Annotated in this window: 13 protein-coding genes; 8 read left to right on the top strand and 5 right to left on the bottom strand. The window is 65.8% G+C overall.

Annotated features, from left to right (window positions below):
• Positions 1-51: 51 nt before the first annotated feature.
• From VGN93_RS24670 to VGN93_RS24660, 3 genes are read right to left on the bottom strand one after another with little or no spacing between them, the layout of a single operon-like run.
• Positions 52-1,296 (bottom strand): aminotransferase class III-fold pyridoxal phosphate-dependent enzyme, encoded by a 1,245-nt coding sequence (locus VGN93_RS24670; RefSeq protein WP_327509632.1) that lies wholly within the window; start codon positions 1,294-1,296, stop codon positions 52-54.
• A 54-nt stretch (positions 1,297-1,350) separates the two neighbouring features.
• Complete coding sequence (locus VGN93_RS24665; protein WP_327509631.1) at positions 1,351-2,952, bottom strand: ABC transporter substrate-binding protein; 1,602 nt, start codon at positions 2,950-2,952, stop codon at positions 1,351-1,353.
• Positions 2,953-2,997: 45 nt separating this feature from the next.
• On the bottom strand, positions 2,998-5,172 hold the full coding sequence (locus tag VGN93_RS24660; protein ID WP_327509630.1) for an alpha-ketoacid dehydrogenase subunit alpha/beta: 2,175 nt from the start codon (positions 5,170-5,172) through the stop codon (positions 2,998-3,000).
• A 127-nt stretch (positions 5,173-5,299) separates the two neighbouring features.
• Between VGN93_RS24660 and VGN93_RS24655 the strand changes: the two genes are divergently transcribed.
• The 3 genes from VGN93_RS24655 to VGN93_RS24645 are packed head-to-tail and all read left to right on the top strand — an operon-like array spanning position 5,300 to position 8,362.
• Complete coding sequence (locus VGN93_RS24655) at positions 5,300-6,445, top strand: acyl-CoA dehydrogenase family protein (RefSeq protein WP_327509629.1); 1,146 nt, start codon at positions 5,300-5,302, stop codon at positions 6,443-6,445.
• A gap of 3 nt (positions 6,446-6,448) precedes the next feature.
• Complete coding sequence (locus VGN93_RS24650; protein WP_327509628.1) at positions 6,449-7,705, top strand: four-carbon acid sugar kinase family protein; 1,257 nt, start codon at positions 6,449-6,451, stop codon at positions 7,703-7,705.
• Between the two features lie 12 nt (positions 7,706-7,717).
• The gene (locus tag VGN93_RS24645; RefSeq protein ID WP_327509627.1) at positions 7,718-8,362 is read left to right on the top strand and encodes a class II aldolase/adducin family protein; all 645 of its coding nucleotides are present in this window, start codon (positions 7,718-7,720) and stop codon (positions 8,360-8,362) included.
• A gap of 3 nt (positions 8,363-8,365) precedes the next feature.
• Here the strand turns inward: VGN93_RS24645 and VGN93_RS24640 are convergent, their stop codons facing one another.
• Complete coding sequence (locus tag VGN93_RS24640) at positions 8,366-9,622, bottom strand: acetoin dehydrogenase dihydrolipoyllysine-residue acetyltransferase subunit (RefSeq protein ID WP_327509626.1); 1,257 nt, start codon at positions 9,620-9,622, stop codon at positions 8,366-8,368.
• 21 nt (positions 9,623-9,643) lie between these two features.
• A complete protein-coding gene (locus VGN93_RS24635) occupies positions 9,644-10,489 on the bottom strand; it encodes an IclR family transcriptional regulator (RefSeq protein ID WP_327509625.1) in 846 nt (281 codons plus the stop codon).
• Between the two features lie 154 nt (positions 10,490-10,643).
• Here VGN93_RS24635 and VGN93_RS24630 point away from each other — a divergent pair, with 154 nt between their 5' ends.
• The 5 genes from VGN93_RS24630 to VGN93_RS24610 are packed head-to-tail and all read left to right on the top strand — an operon-like array spanning position 10,644 to position 15,780.
• Positions 10,644-11,657, top strand: coding sequence for an ABC transporter permease (locus VGN93_RS24630; RefSeq protein WP_327509624.1), 1,014 nt, complete (start codon positions 10,644-10,646; stop codon positions 11,655-11,657).
• 4 nt (positions 11,658-11,661) lie between these two features.
• Positions 11,662-12,498, top strand: coding sequence for an ABC transporter permease (locus tag VGN93_RS24625; RefSeq protein ID WP_327509623.1), 837 nt, complete (start codon positions 11,662-11,664; stop codon positions 12,496-12,498).
• On the top strand, positions 12,495-13,493 hold the full coding sequence (locus tag VGN93_RS24620) for an ABC transporter ATP-binding protein (protein WP_414714164.1): 999 nt from the start codon (positions 12,495-12,497) through the stop codon (positions 13,491-13,493). The genes VGN93_RS24625 and VGN93_RS24620 overlap by 4 nt, the downstream gene beginning before the upstream one ends.
• Positions 13,490-14,521 (top strand): dipeptide ABC transporter ATP-binding protein, encoded by a 1,032-nt coding sequence (locus VGN93_RS24615; RefSeq protein WP_327509621.1) that lies wholly within the window; start codon positions 13,490-13,492, stop codon positions 14,519-14,521. Before VGN93_RS24620 ends, VGN93_RS24615 begins: the two co-directional genes overlap by 4 nt.
• Positions 14,521-15,780: a CaiB/BaiF CoA-transferase family protein gene (locus VGN93_RS24610; RefSeq protein ID WP_327509620.1), complete on the top strand. Its 1,260-nt coding sequence runs from the start codon at positions 14,521-14,523 to the stop codon at positions 15,778-15,780. The genes VGN93_RS24615 and VGN93_RS24610 overlap by 1 nt, the downstream gene beginning before the upstream one ends.
• Positions 15,781-15,895 lie beyond the last annotated feature (115 nt).

The following is a 15,895-nucleotide window of genomic DNA, read 5'->3' as shown; positions in this document are numbered from 1 at the left end:
CTTACGCGCTGTCCGCAAGGACGGCGCGTGAGGCTTGGAAGGCTGCGTGGTTCAGGCCGCGAGGATGCCCGCGGAAACGATATCGGCGAAGGCTCTGTCCGCGGCTTCCAGCGCCCGGTCGATATCGTCGGGCGTATGGGCGGCGCACAGGAACATGTTGTGCTTGGGATGGAGATAAATGCCGTGTCGCAGGGCCGCCGCGCAGAACGCGTTGGCGATCCTCAGATCCTGGTCGCCGTCGAACAGCACCATCGGCATCTGCGCTGGTCCCGTCTGCCGTAGCGTGAAGCCATGACGGGCCGAGATGCTCGAAAGGCCGGCGCGAAAACGTTCGCCCATCGCTTCGGTATGGGCCAGCGCATCGCTGTCGCGCAGGATCTGCACGGTCTTGACCGCGGCCGCCATGGCGGCGGAACCGTACCAGAAGGAGCCCGTGGTGAAGATTTTTCCAGCACCCTCCCGGAAACGCTCCGAACCGGCGACGGCGGCGAGCGGCCAGCCGTTGGCGATCGCCTTCGAATAGGCCGCAAGGTCCGGCTTCACGCCGTAGCGCGCCCAGCTTCCGCGTACATCGAGCCGGAAACCGGCGCGCACGTCGTCGAGGATGAGGGCGGCGCCCGTCCGGTCGCAAGCGGCGCGGGCGTGCGCCAGGAACGCCTTCTCCGGCAGATGCTGGTCCTTGCCGACATCGTGCTTGAAGGCGGTGAGCAGGATACCGGCGAGGTCTTCACCAGCCTCAGCGATTGCGGCATCGAGGCTCGTAATGTCGTTGTAGTCGAAGAGGATGAGATGGGCACGATCCTCCGACGTCACGCCGACCAGCGACGGCGAGCACCACGGAACCGCGCCATGATAGGCGCCACGCGCGACGAGGATTTTTCGCCGACCGGTGGCGGCGCGGGCGATGGTGACGCAGACGGTCGTGGCGTCGGTGCCGTTCTTCTGGAAGAGCGTCCAGTCGGCGTGGTCCAGCGTATCGACCAGCAGTTCGGCAAGCTCCACCATCGTATCCGTGGGGCCGTTGCCGATGTCGCCCTTGTCCATCTGTGCCAGGGCGGCGGCATCCACCTCGGCATGGCGGTAGCCGAGCACGTTCGGTCCCCAGGCGCACATGAAGTCGATATATTCGTTGCCGTCGGCATCCCAGACGCGGCAGCCTTCCGATTTCGAAAAGAACTGCGGGTAATCCGGCCCAATCGCCCGGGTCGCCATATGACCCCACACGCCGTTCGGCACGACGCGGCGAGCGCGTTCCAGGAGTTCGGTATCGCGGCTGTTCAGCAGTCTCGCTGTCATCTTGCTCTCCAATAGTGATCGGGAGAGGCGTTTCCGCCTCTCCCATTTCGGCGATCAGTTCGAGATTTCGGCGAGCGGCAGGTTGCAGCAGGCGCTGTAGCGAACACCCTTGACGCTCGGGCTGTGCGCCAGGATGAGATCCGGGCTGACCATCGGGATGATGATCCGGGCCTTCGCCATCTGCTCGCCGGCCTCGAACCACAGCTTTTCCGCTTCCTCGACGGAGGGGGCGGCAAGCGCCTGTTCGCGCAGCTTGGCCGTTTCCGGGTTGATGAACGACGGATCGACCTCGCCGCCGGCGCGCTTTGCCCAGACGGAGCCTTCCGACAGGCCGAAGACGTCGACATATTGCGAGGTGCCGAAGAAGTCGGGCGCGAAGAAGACGGCCGTCAGCGGGATATGGTCGCCGTTCGCCGCCTCACGCCAGTTGGCGAAGGGAACTGGCGAAAGCTCGACCGTGATGCCGACCTTGGCGAGGTCCTGTTGGATCTTCTGCATCATCAGCGAGAAATCGACGCCGTAGACGTTCATGTCCGGGTAGATCGACTTCAGCGTGAAGCCGTCGCCCGCGCCGGCTGCCGCAAGCAGTTCCTTGGCGCGATCCGGATTGTAGGCGGGGATCTCGTGGCCGTCGCCGCCGGGGAAACCGAGCGGGATCGGCGAGGCAATCGCCCGGCCGGCGCCGCCGACGGTGAAGTCGATCAGCGAGGTGCGGTCGATGGCGATCGAGATGGCCTCGCGCACTTCCGGCGTCATCTTGACGGTGTTGGCCTTCGCGCCCGGCGAAAGGGCGATGTAGACGAAGTTGTAGGACGGCACCTTCTCCACCACCACGTCGCTGCCTTCGAGCGTCTTGGCGGTTTCTGGGTCGATCTGCATGGCGATGTCGGCGGAACCCGATTGCAGCATCTGTGCCTGCGCGACGGCGTCCTTGACCTGACGGAAGATGACCTCCGGCAGGACCGGGGCCTTGCGCCAGTAATTCTCGTTACGCTTCAGGCGCAGCTCGGAATTCGGCTCGTAGGAGGCGAGCACGAACGGACCGCTGCCGGCGGAATTGCTGAGGAACCAGTTTTCCGACGTGTCCTTGTCGACGGCCGTCGCATCGGAAAGCGCGCCGTTCGCGCTCGCGACATCGCTGTTGATGATGCCGAGGAAGCCGGCGGCCGCCTGGTTCAGGAATTCCGAATTCGGCGCGGCAAGCTTGACGATGACCGTCTGCGCATCGGGGATCTCGATCGAGCTGATCGGGTCGGCAATGAAGGCGCCGTTGCCCTTGATGTTCTTCAGCCGCTCGAACGACCATTTCACATCCTTCGCCTCGACCGGCGAACCATCGGAGAACTTTGCCGCCGGATCGAGCTTGAAGGTCAGCTCGGTCTGCTCCTTGTTGACCTCCCAGCTCGAGGCGATCAGCGGCTGCACCTTGTTGTCCTTGTCGAGCGTGACGAGCTGCTCGTAGACGGAGGTGTTGTAGATCTGGCAGGTGTCGCACCAGGCGCGCGCCGGATCGAGCGAGTTGACGTCCATGTCACGCGCGATGACGAGCGCGCGCTCTTGCGCTGACGCCTGCTGGACCGGCCCGCCCAGCATGGTGGCGGAGAGGGCAAGGGAGAGAAAGGCCAGTCTGGATTTCGACAGAAGAAGTCGTTTCATCGGTTGGATACCTCCAGTTTGATGGGCCGCGGATGCCCTGTTCCACTATTTTTCCGCAATTCGAAGCAGTGCGTTTTTGACGTCGGCGACCGTTGCGAGCGCCGCGCGGTTGAGGGCTGCCGAAACCGTGGGGGCGGCAAGCCCGCCGGTGACGCGCAGGATTTCGTGATCGAGACAGTCGAAGAAGCGTTCCTGGATTTCTGCTGCCCAGGTGCCGCCCATCGAGAGGCTGCGGGCGGTCTGCTCGGCGATGACGACGCGTCCCGTCTTGTCGATGGATTGGCCGATCAGCGCCCAGTCGATGCCATGATGGTCGATGTTGCGCAGGTCGATGACCTCGGCGTCGATCCCCGTCTCTTCCGCGGCCTTGACCGCGTTCTGAACCATGACCGAGGTGGCGAGCACCGTGCAGGCGCTGCCGGGACGAACGATGCGTGCCGAGCCGAAGGGAATGCAGAATTCCCGGTCGCCGGCCGGCACGTCGAATTCCTTCTGGTAGAGTTCCGTATGCTCGAAGACGACGACGGGATCGTCGCAGGCGAGGGCGGAATTCATCAGGCCGATATAGTCGAAGGCATTCGACGGCGTGACGATGCGCCAGCCGGGAAACATGCCGAACAGCGCGGACGGATCGCCCGAATGCTGCGAGCCGTAACCGGTGTGCGGCGAGATGCGCACGCGCAGGACGATCGGCACGGGAAAGCCGTCGCCGAACATGTGGCGCACCTTGCCGACGCCATTGGCGATCTGGTCGGCCGCAGTGAAACAGAAATCGCCGAACATGATCTCGACCACCGGCCGCAGCCCGTTGAGCGCCGCGCCAAGTGCGACGCCCGTAAAGCCATTTTCGGCGATCGACATGGGCAGCACGCGCTCGGGCCAGCGCTCCAGCGCGCCCTTGGTGAAGCCGCTGACGCCGCCGCGCATCTGGTGCGCATCCTCGCCCATGACGACGATGCGCGGGTCGCGTGCCATGGCGGCGGCCAGCGTCTCGGAGGCGGCGGTGACGAATTTCACCTTCTCGATGGCGTCGGGCCGCATGTCGTCGTGGTCGAGCATGCGCTTGCCGGCGAGTTCGGAGAGGTCGCCGAGAATGCCGTGGTCGCGTGTCGCCGGGTCCGGCCAGAGGCCTTCGGGGATTCGCAACGTGTTTCCGCCGGGGACCGGCTCCGTCAGCCGTGCGGCCGCGGCGGCGACGCGGTCGGTCACAAGCGCGTCGATGCGCGCGAATTCGTCGGGGGAGAGCAGGCCGAGGGCGGTGAGACGGGCTTCCGCGAGGGCGATCGGGTCGCGCTCGCGCCACGCGGCTTCCTCTTCCTTCGTGCGGTAGCCGAAGTCGCTGCCGCTGCGGGAGCCGGACTGGTGGAAATGGCGATAACACAGGGCTTCCACCACGACGGGGCCGCCCGTCTCGCGGATGATGCGCCGCGCCTCGACCATCGCCCGGTGCACGGCGACGACGTCCATGCCGTCGCATTCGATCGAGGCAATGCCGAGCATGGCGCCGCGCGACGACAGGCGCGTCTCGCGCGTCACGTCGGAAATATGCGTGGCGACGCCGTAGAGGTTGTTCTCGATGAAGAAGATCACCGGCAAGTTCTGCGCGGCTGCGATGTTCATCGCTTCGTAGCTGGCGCCGTTCTGGGCGGCGCCATCGCCGAAGAAGGCGACTGAGATATGGTCGCGGCCGAGCATCTTGTCGGCGAGCGCATAACCCGCCGCATGGGGCGGATTGCCGCCGACGATGGCCGATGTGCCGACGACGCCGGCACCGGCAAACCGCATATGCATGGAGCCGCCGCGACCGCCGCAATAGCCGGGGGTCAGACCCATGATTTCCGCCATAAAGCGATAGATCGCCTCGTCCATGCCGGGCGCGAAGTCATCCGTACGGATGTCGAAGCCGTTTGGTACCGAGGGATTGAGCAGTTTCAACAACACCTGGTGGTGGGCGCGGTGCGTGCCGTTGATCTTGTCGTCGGTGTCGAGTGCGGACATGGCGCCGACCGCACCCGCTTCCTGGCCGATGCTGGCATGCGCGGGGCCGTGGATCAGGCCGGCCTTTTCCAGATCGAGCAGCTTTTCCTCGAACCGGCGGATCAGGAGCATCTGGCCGTACCAGTGGATCAGGTCCTGAGCCCGTTCCCCGTTCCAGTCCGCTTCATCCAGTTCCAGCCGGAACCAGGGCGCGGACGGGGCGAGGGGTATCTGGCGTGCCATTCGTGTCCTCGGCTTCGTTTTTCGTTTATGGAAATAAATTCCGATTTCTGTTGAATGGCACACTAAGCTGTGCCAGCCTTTGGATGCAACAGAAATTTTCGTGAGCTGCCAAAGAGGAAGAAAAGCGATGGTCCGGGACGCCGAAGTGCTGAACGCGCTGGTTGAGGTGGTGCGCCGGTTCGTGCGCGAACGCCTGTTGCCGGCGGAGGCGCGCGTGGAGGAGGAAAACGCCATTCCGCCGGAAATCGTCGCGGAAATGCGCACGCTCGGCCTCTTCGGCATGTCCATTCCGGAAGACCATGGCGGGCTTGGGCTGACGATGGAGGAGGAGGTGCTGGTCGCCTTCGAGCTCGGTTACGCATCCCCCGCCTTCCGCTCGGTCATCGGCACCAACAACGGCATCGGCTCGCAGGGCATCATCGTCGACGGCACCGAGGCGCAGAAGCACTATTGGCTGCCGCGCATGGCGACCGGCGAGGTCATCGGCTCCTTTGCGCTCACCGAACCCGATGTCGGCTCCGACGCCGGCTCCGTGAAAACCACGGCGAGACGGGACGGCGACCACTACGTCCTAAACGGCACGAAGCGCTACATCACCAATGCTCCGGTGGCCGACGTTTTCACCGTCATGGCGCGCACCGGCGGGCCGGGGCCGGCGGGTGTGACCGCCTTTCTCGTGCCGAAGGACAGTCCCGGCCTCAGCCTCGGCCCGGTCGACAGGAAGATGGGGCAGCGCGGCACCCGCACCTGCGACGTCATTTTCGACAATTGCCGGATATCGGCCGACAGCGTCATCGGCGGCGTCGAGAGCGTGGGCTTCAAGACGGCGATGAAGGTGCTCAATCGCGGGCGCCTGCATATCTCGGCCGTCTGCGTGGGTGCCGCGGAGCGGCTCTGCGACGAGTCCGTGCGCTTTGCGCGCGAGCGTGTGCAGTTCGGCAAGCCGATTGCGGAGCATCAGCTCATCCAGGCCATGCTGGCCGACAGTTCGACGGAAGCCTTTGCCGGGCGTGCCATGGTGCTGGAGGCGGCCCGCCAGTTCGACAGGGGCGAACGGGTCATCCAGCAGGCGGCAAGCGCAAAACTGTTCTGTTCGGAAATGGTGGGGCGCGTTGCCGATCGCGCGGTGCAGATCCACGGCGGCGCCGGCTACATGCAGGATTATCCGGTGGAGCATTTCTACCGCGACGTCCGGCTGTTCCGGCTCTACGAGGGAACCTCGCAGATCCAGCAGATCATCATCGCCCGCGAAATGCTGAACGCCGAGGCCTGACCCATGCAGCGAGCCCTTGGAATCGTCGCGGATGACTTTACCGGCGCCCTCATGGTCGCCGGCTATCTGGAGGGCGCGGGCATTCAATGTCCCGTGCTCTTCAGTCCCGACGCCGAAATACCGCCCTCGGCGGTGGTGATCGCCGGTACGCGCGCCCGCACGATGCCGGTGGCGGAGGCGCTTGCCGAGCTCAGCCGGTTTGCCGAAGCCTTTGGCCGCGCCGGCTGCACGCGCCTAGCCTACAAGGCCTGCGCCACGTTCGATTCGACGGAAGACGGCAATATCGGCCCCGCCGCCGACTATCTCGCCGACCGCGCGGGCATTCGCCCTGTCCTGATGAGCGCCGGTTTTCCGCGCTTCAGCACGACGGTGCACCAGGGCTACATGTTCTATCGCGGCCGCCTCGTCTCCGAATCGATCAAGCGCTTCGATCCGCTGACGCCCATGTCCGACCCCGATCTCGTGCGCTTCCTGGGACGTCAGACGCCGCACGCGATCGCGCTGCTGAACCACGCGACGCTGCGCACCGGCGCGGAGGCCACGATTAACGCGATCGAGGCCTTTGCCGCCGAAGGGGCTGGGCACGTCTTCTTCGATACGACGGATGACGGCGACGTCGAGGTCGCCGCGGATGTCGCGGCGGCGATGACCCGCGTCGTGGTCGCGAGCGATCCCCTGGTCATCGCCTATGCAATGCGCCTCGGCCGCGCCGAACCGATGGAGCCGGCCCCCTGGCCGCAACACATCGATGGTCCCGCCGCCGTGCTCGCCGGCAGCGTCGGGCCGGTCATCCTGGCGCAGCTTGCCGCCTTTTCGGCGCACTATCCGGTGCTGACGCTGGATCTGCTCGACCCGGCGGGGGAGGAAGGGCTGGTGTCCAGCGCGCTCGACTGGGCCTCCGGCCGGATCGGTGCCGAACCCTTCGCCATTTCGACGGCCGCCGGGCCGGGAGAGGTCGCCGCCGCGCAAGCCGCCTTCGGCGCTATCGGCGCGGCGCGGCGTGCGGAACGTATTCTCGGCGCCGTCGCAAAGGGGCTGCGTGACCGTGGCGTGCGCCGGTTCGTCGTCGCGGGCGGCGAAACCTCCGGCGCGGTCGTCCATGCACTGGATATCCCGGCCGTTCGCGCCTTGCCGGAAGGGCCGCTTGGAACGGGCTTCTGTGTTTCATCCGGGCCGATACCGCTTTCGCTTTACCTCAAGCCGGGCAAGCTCGGCGCCGACGACATCCTGCTGCGGGCCGTCGAGGCAATGGATCTATAGGAGACGATGACGATGGACGACGCTCGGGCAAGAATGGCGCTGGTCGAGGCAAGCCGGCGGTCGGTGGCGACCGGGCTCAACAGCGGAACGGTCGGCAATTTCAGTGTGCGGCACGGGGAGGGCATGCTGATCACGCCGACGGGCATCGTTCCCGATGACCTCGTACCCGAGCAGATCGTCGCGATGGCGCTGGACGGCACGTGGTCCGGCGACTGGCGGCCATCCTCGGAATGGGCGATCCATGCACGGCTCTACGAGACGACGAATGCAGGCGCCGTGGTGCACGCCCATCCCGATCATTGCGTGGCGCTCGCGGCGCTGCGCCTGCCCATCCCGCTGTTTCACTACATGGTCGCCGGCTTCGGCGGCAGCGAGATACCCTGCGCGGACTATGCCTGCTTCGGCAGTCCGCCGCTGTCGGACACGGTGATCGCGGCCATGGGCACGACCTACACCGCCTGCCTTATGGCCAATCACGGCGCGATCGCGATCGGCCCCGATATCGCGACGGCGCTGGCGCGGATGGAAAAACTGGAAACGCTGGCCCGTCAGTACCTGCTCGCCCGCTCGATCGGCGAACCGGTGCTGCTGACGCCGGCGGAACTGGCAGACGTGCGCGCCCGGTACGGCACCTACGGCCAGCAGGCGAAGCACTGAGCGTCAGGCGCTGCGCCTGATCTCACCGAGGATTTTCATCACCAGTTCCGGATATTCGAGATGCGGCACGTGCCCGCAATTGTCGAGCGCATGCAGCCCGACATTGCCGGGCAGGCCGGCCGTGGCGGCAAAGGGCAGGATGCGATCCTGTCGGCCGAAGAGGACACGCACCGGACATAGCAGGCGGGCGAGATCGTTGCGGATCGACACCGCCTGCGTGCCGTCCGGGGAAAACCGGTCGGCAAAAGCCCGCATTGCCTCCGTCAGGCCGTCGTCTTCCCGCTGCAACACGGTGGCTTGAACGAAGGCAGGCGAAATGACGGACGGATCATGGGCCAGCAACTCGAGCCACGGCTTCAGGCTTTCGCTTCGCCGCGCGCGCAGCACGCCCTCGACGAAGGCGCCATTGATCGCCGGGCCCAGGCCCGCGGGCGAGATGAGGCAGAGCCCGCGAATATCCAGCTGCCCGCGGCTTGCGAGGCGCGCGGCGAGCGCGCCGCCGAAGGAATGGCCCGCAAGCACGAGCGGGCCGACCTGCGCGGCCGCAAGGGTCGCCTCGACGCATTCCGCCATGCGATCCAGATTTTCGGGAACGGCGCTGGACGAGCGCCCATGCGCCGGAAGGTCGATCGCCAAAGCGGGCCAGTCGACGCGGGCGCCGGCGAACATGCCGCGCCAGTTGTTGAGGTCCGCGCTGAAGCCGTGGAGCAGGACGACGGGCAGGCCTTCGCCCTTTCGCAGCCAGACCGCATTCAGGGTCTCCGCGCTTTCGGCCGCCACGGGGCGGCGTGCATCGCCGATCCTCGTGACGACATCCGTCTTCTGGATGCGGCCCCCTGGTCCCGTGCCGTGAATGCCTTCCAGCGAGATGCCGTTTTCCCGGGCGATGCGGCGGGCAAGCGGCGTCGGATTGGGGTGCCGCCCATGCCCGTTGTGTTTCACCGCGGCAGGGGTCGTGGCTTTGGCTTCGACGACCGGCATGTCCAGCGCGGCAGCAGGGGCCTTCGCATCGCCGGCGGCTTCCCCCTCCGCATAGATGCGGGCCACGTCCGCCCCGACCTCCACCTCGATTTCGCTGCCGACCAGGTCGCGGATGACGCCGCTTGCCGGTGCCTCGACCTCGACGGCGGCCTTGTCGTTGTCGATCTCGAAAAGCACCTGCCCCTGCCGCACGGTTTCGCCCTCGGCAACCATCCAGCGGGCAATGCGGCCGCTCGACAATTCGAGGCTGACCTTTGGATAGACGACATGGATGGGCATGGCAGGTCCTTGTGGCTGAGCCTATTCGGCCGATGTTTTCCAGTTTGGCGCGGGGAGCGGATCGGGCTGGCCGGCGAGGCGCGCGCGCAGCCGCCGCGTCAGCCGGACCAGTTCCGGACCGACCACCTCGCGGCAATGGTTGCGCGAGAGCAGATCGACGATCCCGCCGCAGGTAAGGGCAACGAGGGGAGAACCGTCCGTCGGCCGGAAGGCGACGCCCACGGCATTGATATAGCTGTGCCAACTGCCGAACGCGCTGATGAAGCCGTCGCGCCTGTAGTCCTCGATCGCGTTTTCGACCAGGCGCGTGAGTTCCTGCTCCTTGTCCGGCTCGGCCGCGACGAGTTGCTCCACCACGGACTGGCGGATTTCCAGCTTCATTTCCGCCAGATAGGCGAGACCCATGGCGGTGCGGTAGATCGGCAGGCGCGAGCCGACGTTCAGCCGCAGCGAAACCGGGCTCATCGAGCGGCAATTGGCGAGGTAGACCATTTCCAGCCCGTCGCGCGTACCAAGCGCCACGGCGGCGCCGGTCTCGTCCGCCAGCGCCTGCATCAGGGGCCGGACCATGTGGATGACGGCGCTGGAACTGAGCGCGGAATAGCCGAGGGAGACGGTGGCGGGGCCGATGCTGTAGCGGCCGAGCATGTCGTCATAGTGCAGGTAGCCGAGCCCGACCAGCGTGGAGGTGAGCCGGGACACCGTTGCCTTGGGCAGCCCCGTCCGTTCGATCAGGTCCTGGTTGCCGAGTGTGGCATCATCGGCCGTGAAGGCGCGCAGGATTTCGAGACCGCGCGTCAGCGATGCCGCCGAATTGCCGGCCTCCGCCCCCTCGCTGCCATCCGTCGGTTTGGTCCTCTTTCGCATCTGTTGCCTTCCGTTCAAGCGTGTGCAGGAGCCATTACCGGATTCCGGAGATCTGTCGATCTCTCGTAAATGGAATATAATTTCATTTATGTTGACGCCGGCTTCGCCTGTTGTCAATAATGCCAGGCATGGATCCGGGTAGAGGAAGGCCTTTGTGACACGATACATTCTGCGACGCCTGATCGCGATGCCCTTCCTGGTGCTCGGCATCGTCACGCTCGCCTTCCTGCTCACGACTGTGACGAAGGGCGATCCGCTGACGGCGATCGTCTCGGACCGGCAGATGAACGACCCGGTTGCGGTGGCGGCGGCAAAGGCGCGCTGGGGGCTCGATCGCAGCCTGCCGGAGCGCTATGTGATCTATGTCGGCAATCTGCTCAAAGGCGACATGGGCACATCCTTCATCACCCGCCGGCCCGTGGCGCAGGACGTGTTCTACCGCCTGCCGGCGACGATGGAACTCGTGCTTGCAGCAATGGTCATCGGCTCGACGATCGGCATTTCACTCGGCGTGCTGGCCGCCTATTTCCGCAACACGGTGATCGACCACGCCGCGCGGTTCTTCGCGCTCTTCGGCTCATCCATACCGGTCTTCTGGCTGGGTCTGGCGCTTCTCTATGTCTTTTCGGTCAAATGGGGCGTGTTGCCCGGTCCCGGCCGGCTCGATCCGCGTGCCGCGCCGCCGGCCTCCATCACGGGCTTCATGACCGTGGATTCCCTGCTGGCCGGGAACGTAAAACTCTTCCTCGATGCGCTCTGGCACCTGATCCTGCCTGCCTTCGTGCTCGGTTGGGCGGTCGCCGGCACCATTTCCCGGCTGGTGCGCGCCAACATGCTGGAGGTGCTCGACCGCGAGTTCATCCTGACCGCACGTGCCAAGGGTGCGGGCGAGTTCCGCGTGGTGGTCCGCCATGCGCTGCGCAACACGCTCGTTCCGACGCTGACCGTCATCGGCTATTCCTTCGCCTACCTGCTCACCGGCGCGGTCCTGACGGAAACGATCTTCTCCTGGCCGGGCATGGGCTCCTATGCGGTGGAGGCGGCGCGCGGCCTCGATTTTCCCGCCATCATCGGGGTCACCATCGTCGGCGGCGTCGTTTTCCTCCTGACGAACCTCCTCACCGACATTGCCTATGTCATCGCCAATCCGCGCGTGCGTCTGGGATGAGACCATGAACACAGCGACCCTCAGCACCTTCCGCCGCCCGGCATGGCTATCCGTCCCGCTCGCCATTGGCGTCGCCATCGTGGTCTTCTGGCTCGCCGTCACGGTGCTGGCACCGCTGATGAGCCCCTATGCACCGCTCGACATGGTCGGCCGCCGGCTGCAGGCGCCAAGCTGGAGCCATTGGCTCGGCACCGATGCGCTCGGCCGCGATGTCCTGAGCCGGACCCTGTACGGTGCGCAGCATTCGATCCCCATCGCCATCGTCGTCGTTGCCCTGTCCGTGGCGATCGGCGCCATGCTGGGCGCGATTTCCGGTTACGCCGGCGGCCTGCTCGGCTCTTCGATCATGCGGCTTGTCGATGTTACCCTGTCGTTTCCGCCCATGCTGCTTGCCATGGCGGTGGCGGCCTCGCTCGGGCCGGGCCTTGAAAATGCGACGGTTGCCATGGTGATCGTCTGGTGGCCCGTCTATGCCCGGCTGATGCGGGCGCAGGTTCTGGAAATCCGCGAGCGGGAACATGTCGAGGCGGCGATCGCCGCCGGGGCCGGAAAGACGCGCATCCTCTTCAAGCACATCCTGCCGCTCTGTTGGACGCCGGTCCTGATCAGCGCGACGATGGATCTGGGGCAGGTCATCCTGCTCGCCGCATCGCTCAGCTTCATCGGTCTCGGCGCCACGCCGCCGACGCCGGAATGGGGCTCGATGATCTCCGACGGTGCCGCGCAGTTCTATTCCTGGTGGGTGGCGCTCGGTCCGGGCCTTGCCATCCTCACCATCGTGCTGGGCTTCAATTTCATCGGAGACGGTCTGCACGACTACTTCGATCCGAAGTCGAAATGAGAGGCATGATGCAGCAGGAACCCCTCTTTTCTGTTCGGGATCTTCGTGTCTCCTTCACCCGCGACGGCCGGTCCTTCGAGGCCGTGCGCGGCATCAGCCTGCATGTCGATCATGGCGAGGTGCTCGGCATCGTCGGCGAATCCGGCTCGGGCAAGTCGGTCGGCATGCTGTCGGCCCTCGGTCTCCAGCCGAAGACCGCCACCGTCACCGGATCGGCGCGGTTCAAGGGGCGCGAGCTCGTCGGCATGCCGAGGAGCCAGCTGCGCACGCTGCGCGGGTCGCGCATCGCGATGATCTTCCAGGACCCTCTCTCCTCGCTCAATCCCGTCATGACGGTCGGCGCCCAGATCGCCGAAACGATCCGGCTGCACAATGCCGGCGTGTCGAAGAAGGCGGCGATGGACCGCGCCGCCGAGCTGCTTTCCCTCGTAGCTATTCCCCAACCCGACCGGCGCATCCACCAGTTCCCGCACGAGTTCTCCGGCGGCATGCGCCAGCGGGTGATGATCGCGATGGCGGTCGCCAACGATCCGGACCTGCTGATTGCCGACGAGCCGACGACGGCGCTCGACGTCACCGTCCAGGCGCAGATCATGGATGTGCTGACGGATCTCCGGAAGCGGCTGAACCTCGGGCTGATCCTCATCACCCACGATCTTGGCGTGCTCGCAGGCCATGCCGACCGGGTCGCGGTGGTCTATTCCGGCGAGATCGTGGAACAGGCCGGCGTGGACGATCTCTTCGCGCGGCCGGCCCATCCCTATACGCGTGGGCTCATCGCCTCGATCCCCAACATGGCGGAGGAAAAGGAGCGCCTCTTCTCGATCGACGGCGCGCCGCCGCCGCTCGGAAAGTTGCCGGGCGGATGCGCCTTCCATCCGCGCTGTCCGCAGGCGCAGGAGATTTGCCGGCACACAGCGCCGCCGGTTCGCGCAGACGGCGCTCACACGGCAGCCTGCCATTTCGCCACCCTGCCGATCGGGAGCGCCGCATGACCGGACCGGAACCCATTCTCTCCGTGCGCGATCTCTCGAAGCGCTTTTCCGTCACCGGCGGCGTGATCTTCGAGCGGGAGATTGCCCAGGTCAACGCCGTGACCAGCGTCTCCTTCGACGTCAAACCCGGCGAAACGCTGGGGCTGGTCGGCGAGTCCGGCTGCGGCAAGTCCACTTTGGGCCGCTGCATCCTGCGGCTGATCGAGCCCTCCAGCGGGCAGACCCTGTTTCGCGGGCAGAACATCAACGAGGCGAACCCGGCCGAAATGCGCGCGCTGCGCCGCAAGATCCAGCTCGTCTTCCAGGATCCTTATGCGTCGCTTCATCCGCGCATGCGGGTGGCTGAAAACATCGCGGAGCCGCTGCGCATCAGTGATCTCTCGCCAATGCAGCGCAAGGAGCGGGTCAGGGAGATGCTGGATCTCGTCCGGCTCAATCCGGAGCATGGCCAGCGCTATCCGCACGAACTCTCCGGCGGCCAGCGCCAGCGCGTAGTGATTGCCCGTGCGCTTGCGCTGAAGCCGGAACTGCTCGTTCTCGACGAGCCGGTCTCGGCGCTCGACGTCTCCGTGCAGGCGGGCGTGCTCAATCTCCTGAAGGATATCCAGCGGGATTTCGGCACCGCCTATCTCTTCATCGCGCATGACCTGTCCGTCGTGCAGCACATTTCCGACCGCGTGGCTGTCATGTATCTCGGCAAGATCGTCGAGATCGCGGAAAAGCGCCGGCTCTATCGGGCGCCGATGCATCCCTATACCCAGGCCCTGATGTCCGCCGTGCCGCTGGCCAACCCGGCGCTGGAGCGCAGCCGCTCGCGCATCGTGCTGAAAGGCGACCTGCCGAGCCCGCTCAACCCGCCGTCCGGCTGCCGCTTCCGGACGCGATGCCCCATTGCCCAACCGCTTTGCGCCGAGGTGGAGCCGCCGCTGAGCGAACGAGAGGAAGGCCATTCGGTCGCCTGCCACTTTCCGAATGCCATGGAGACAGGTTTGTCGGCCCGCGAAAAAGGCGGGCCTGGAGGAGCGTAATGACGGAAATGAGACTGCCGCTTGAGGGCATTCGTGTCCTCGATTTGACGCGCGTCCTCGCCGGGCCATGGACGACCATGAGCCTCGGGGACCTCGGCGCCGAGGTCTGGAAGATCGAGAACATCAAAGGCGGCGACGACACGCGCGCCTGGTCCGTCCCGAACTTCAAGGGGGTCAGCACCTACTATCTCTGCGCCAACCGCGGCAAGCAGAGCATCGCGCTCGATTTGAAGACGCCGGAAGGCCGGCAGATCGTGCTCGATCTCGCCGCCAAGGCCGACGTCGTCGTCGAAAACTTTCGCGCCGGCACGGTCGAACGGCTCGGCATCGGCTACGAGCATATCAAGGCGATCAATCCGGGCATCGTCTATTGCGCGATCTCCGGATACGGCCAGACCGGCCCCGAGCGTGACCGGCCGGGTTACGATTTCATCATGCAGGCGGAAAGCGGCCTCATGTCGATCACCGGCCAGGTGGACGGCCCGCCGAACCGGCTAGGCGTTGCCTTCACCGACGTCGTGGCCGGCATGATCGCCACCCAGTCCATCCTCGCCGCACTCTACCAGCGCCGGGATACGGGGCGGGGACAGTATATCGACGTGGCGCTGCTCGATGCCACGCTGAACCTGCTCATCAATGTCGGGACGGGATATCTCAACGCCGGCGTCGAGCCGACGCGCTACGGCAACGCGCATCCGACCGTCGTGCCCTACCAGATCTTCGAGGCGGCCGACGGCACCTTCGCACTCGCGGTCGGCAATGACCGGATGTTCGTGGATTTCTGCGAGAAGGTGATCGGCCGGCCGGAGCTCGGACGCGATCCCCGCTTTCTCACCTCCCACCAGCGTGCCCTGCATCGCGACGAGTTGCTTCCGATGCTCGCCGACATCATAAGTCGGGAGAGTTGCGAACACTGGCTGACGGCCTGCCTCGAAGCGAGCGTGCCGGCCGGTCAGGTCAAATCCGTCTCCGAGGCCCTCAGAAGCCAGAGTGTCACGGCACGCGGCGTGGTGCAGCATCTGGAACATCCCGAGCTCGGCATCGTCGCGCTCATCCGGCCCGCCCACGGCCTTGCCGCCCAGGCACACAGCAATCCCAAGGCGCCGCCGCTCTTGGGCGAAGACACCAGAGACGTGCTGCGCGACGTTCTGGGTTTCGACGATACGCGGATCGAAAACCTGGCGCTTGCGGGCATCGTCGCCTGCCGCGATATCGGCACTCCGCCGGTCTCGCGCTCCGTCGAAGGGGCGGTGGCGTGAAGGCCATGCAATTCTCGCCGAAGGCATTGCAACCGGCGCTGCCGATATCGACCTAGTGGAGGTTCACGGCTATGGCTTTCCGCGACGACGTGGCGGGCCGCTGTGCCAGGCCGGC

It is taken from the genome of Shinella sp. (assembly GCF_035998705.1).
Classification (GTDB): domain Bacteria; phylum Pseudomonadota; class Alphaproteobacteria; order Rhizobiales; family Rhizobiaceae; genus Shinella.
Note: the sequence above shows the minus strand (reverse complement) of the source record. Positions and strands in the feature narration are given on the sequence as shown.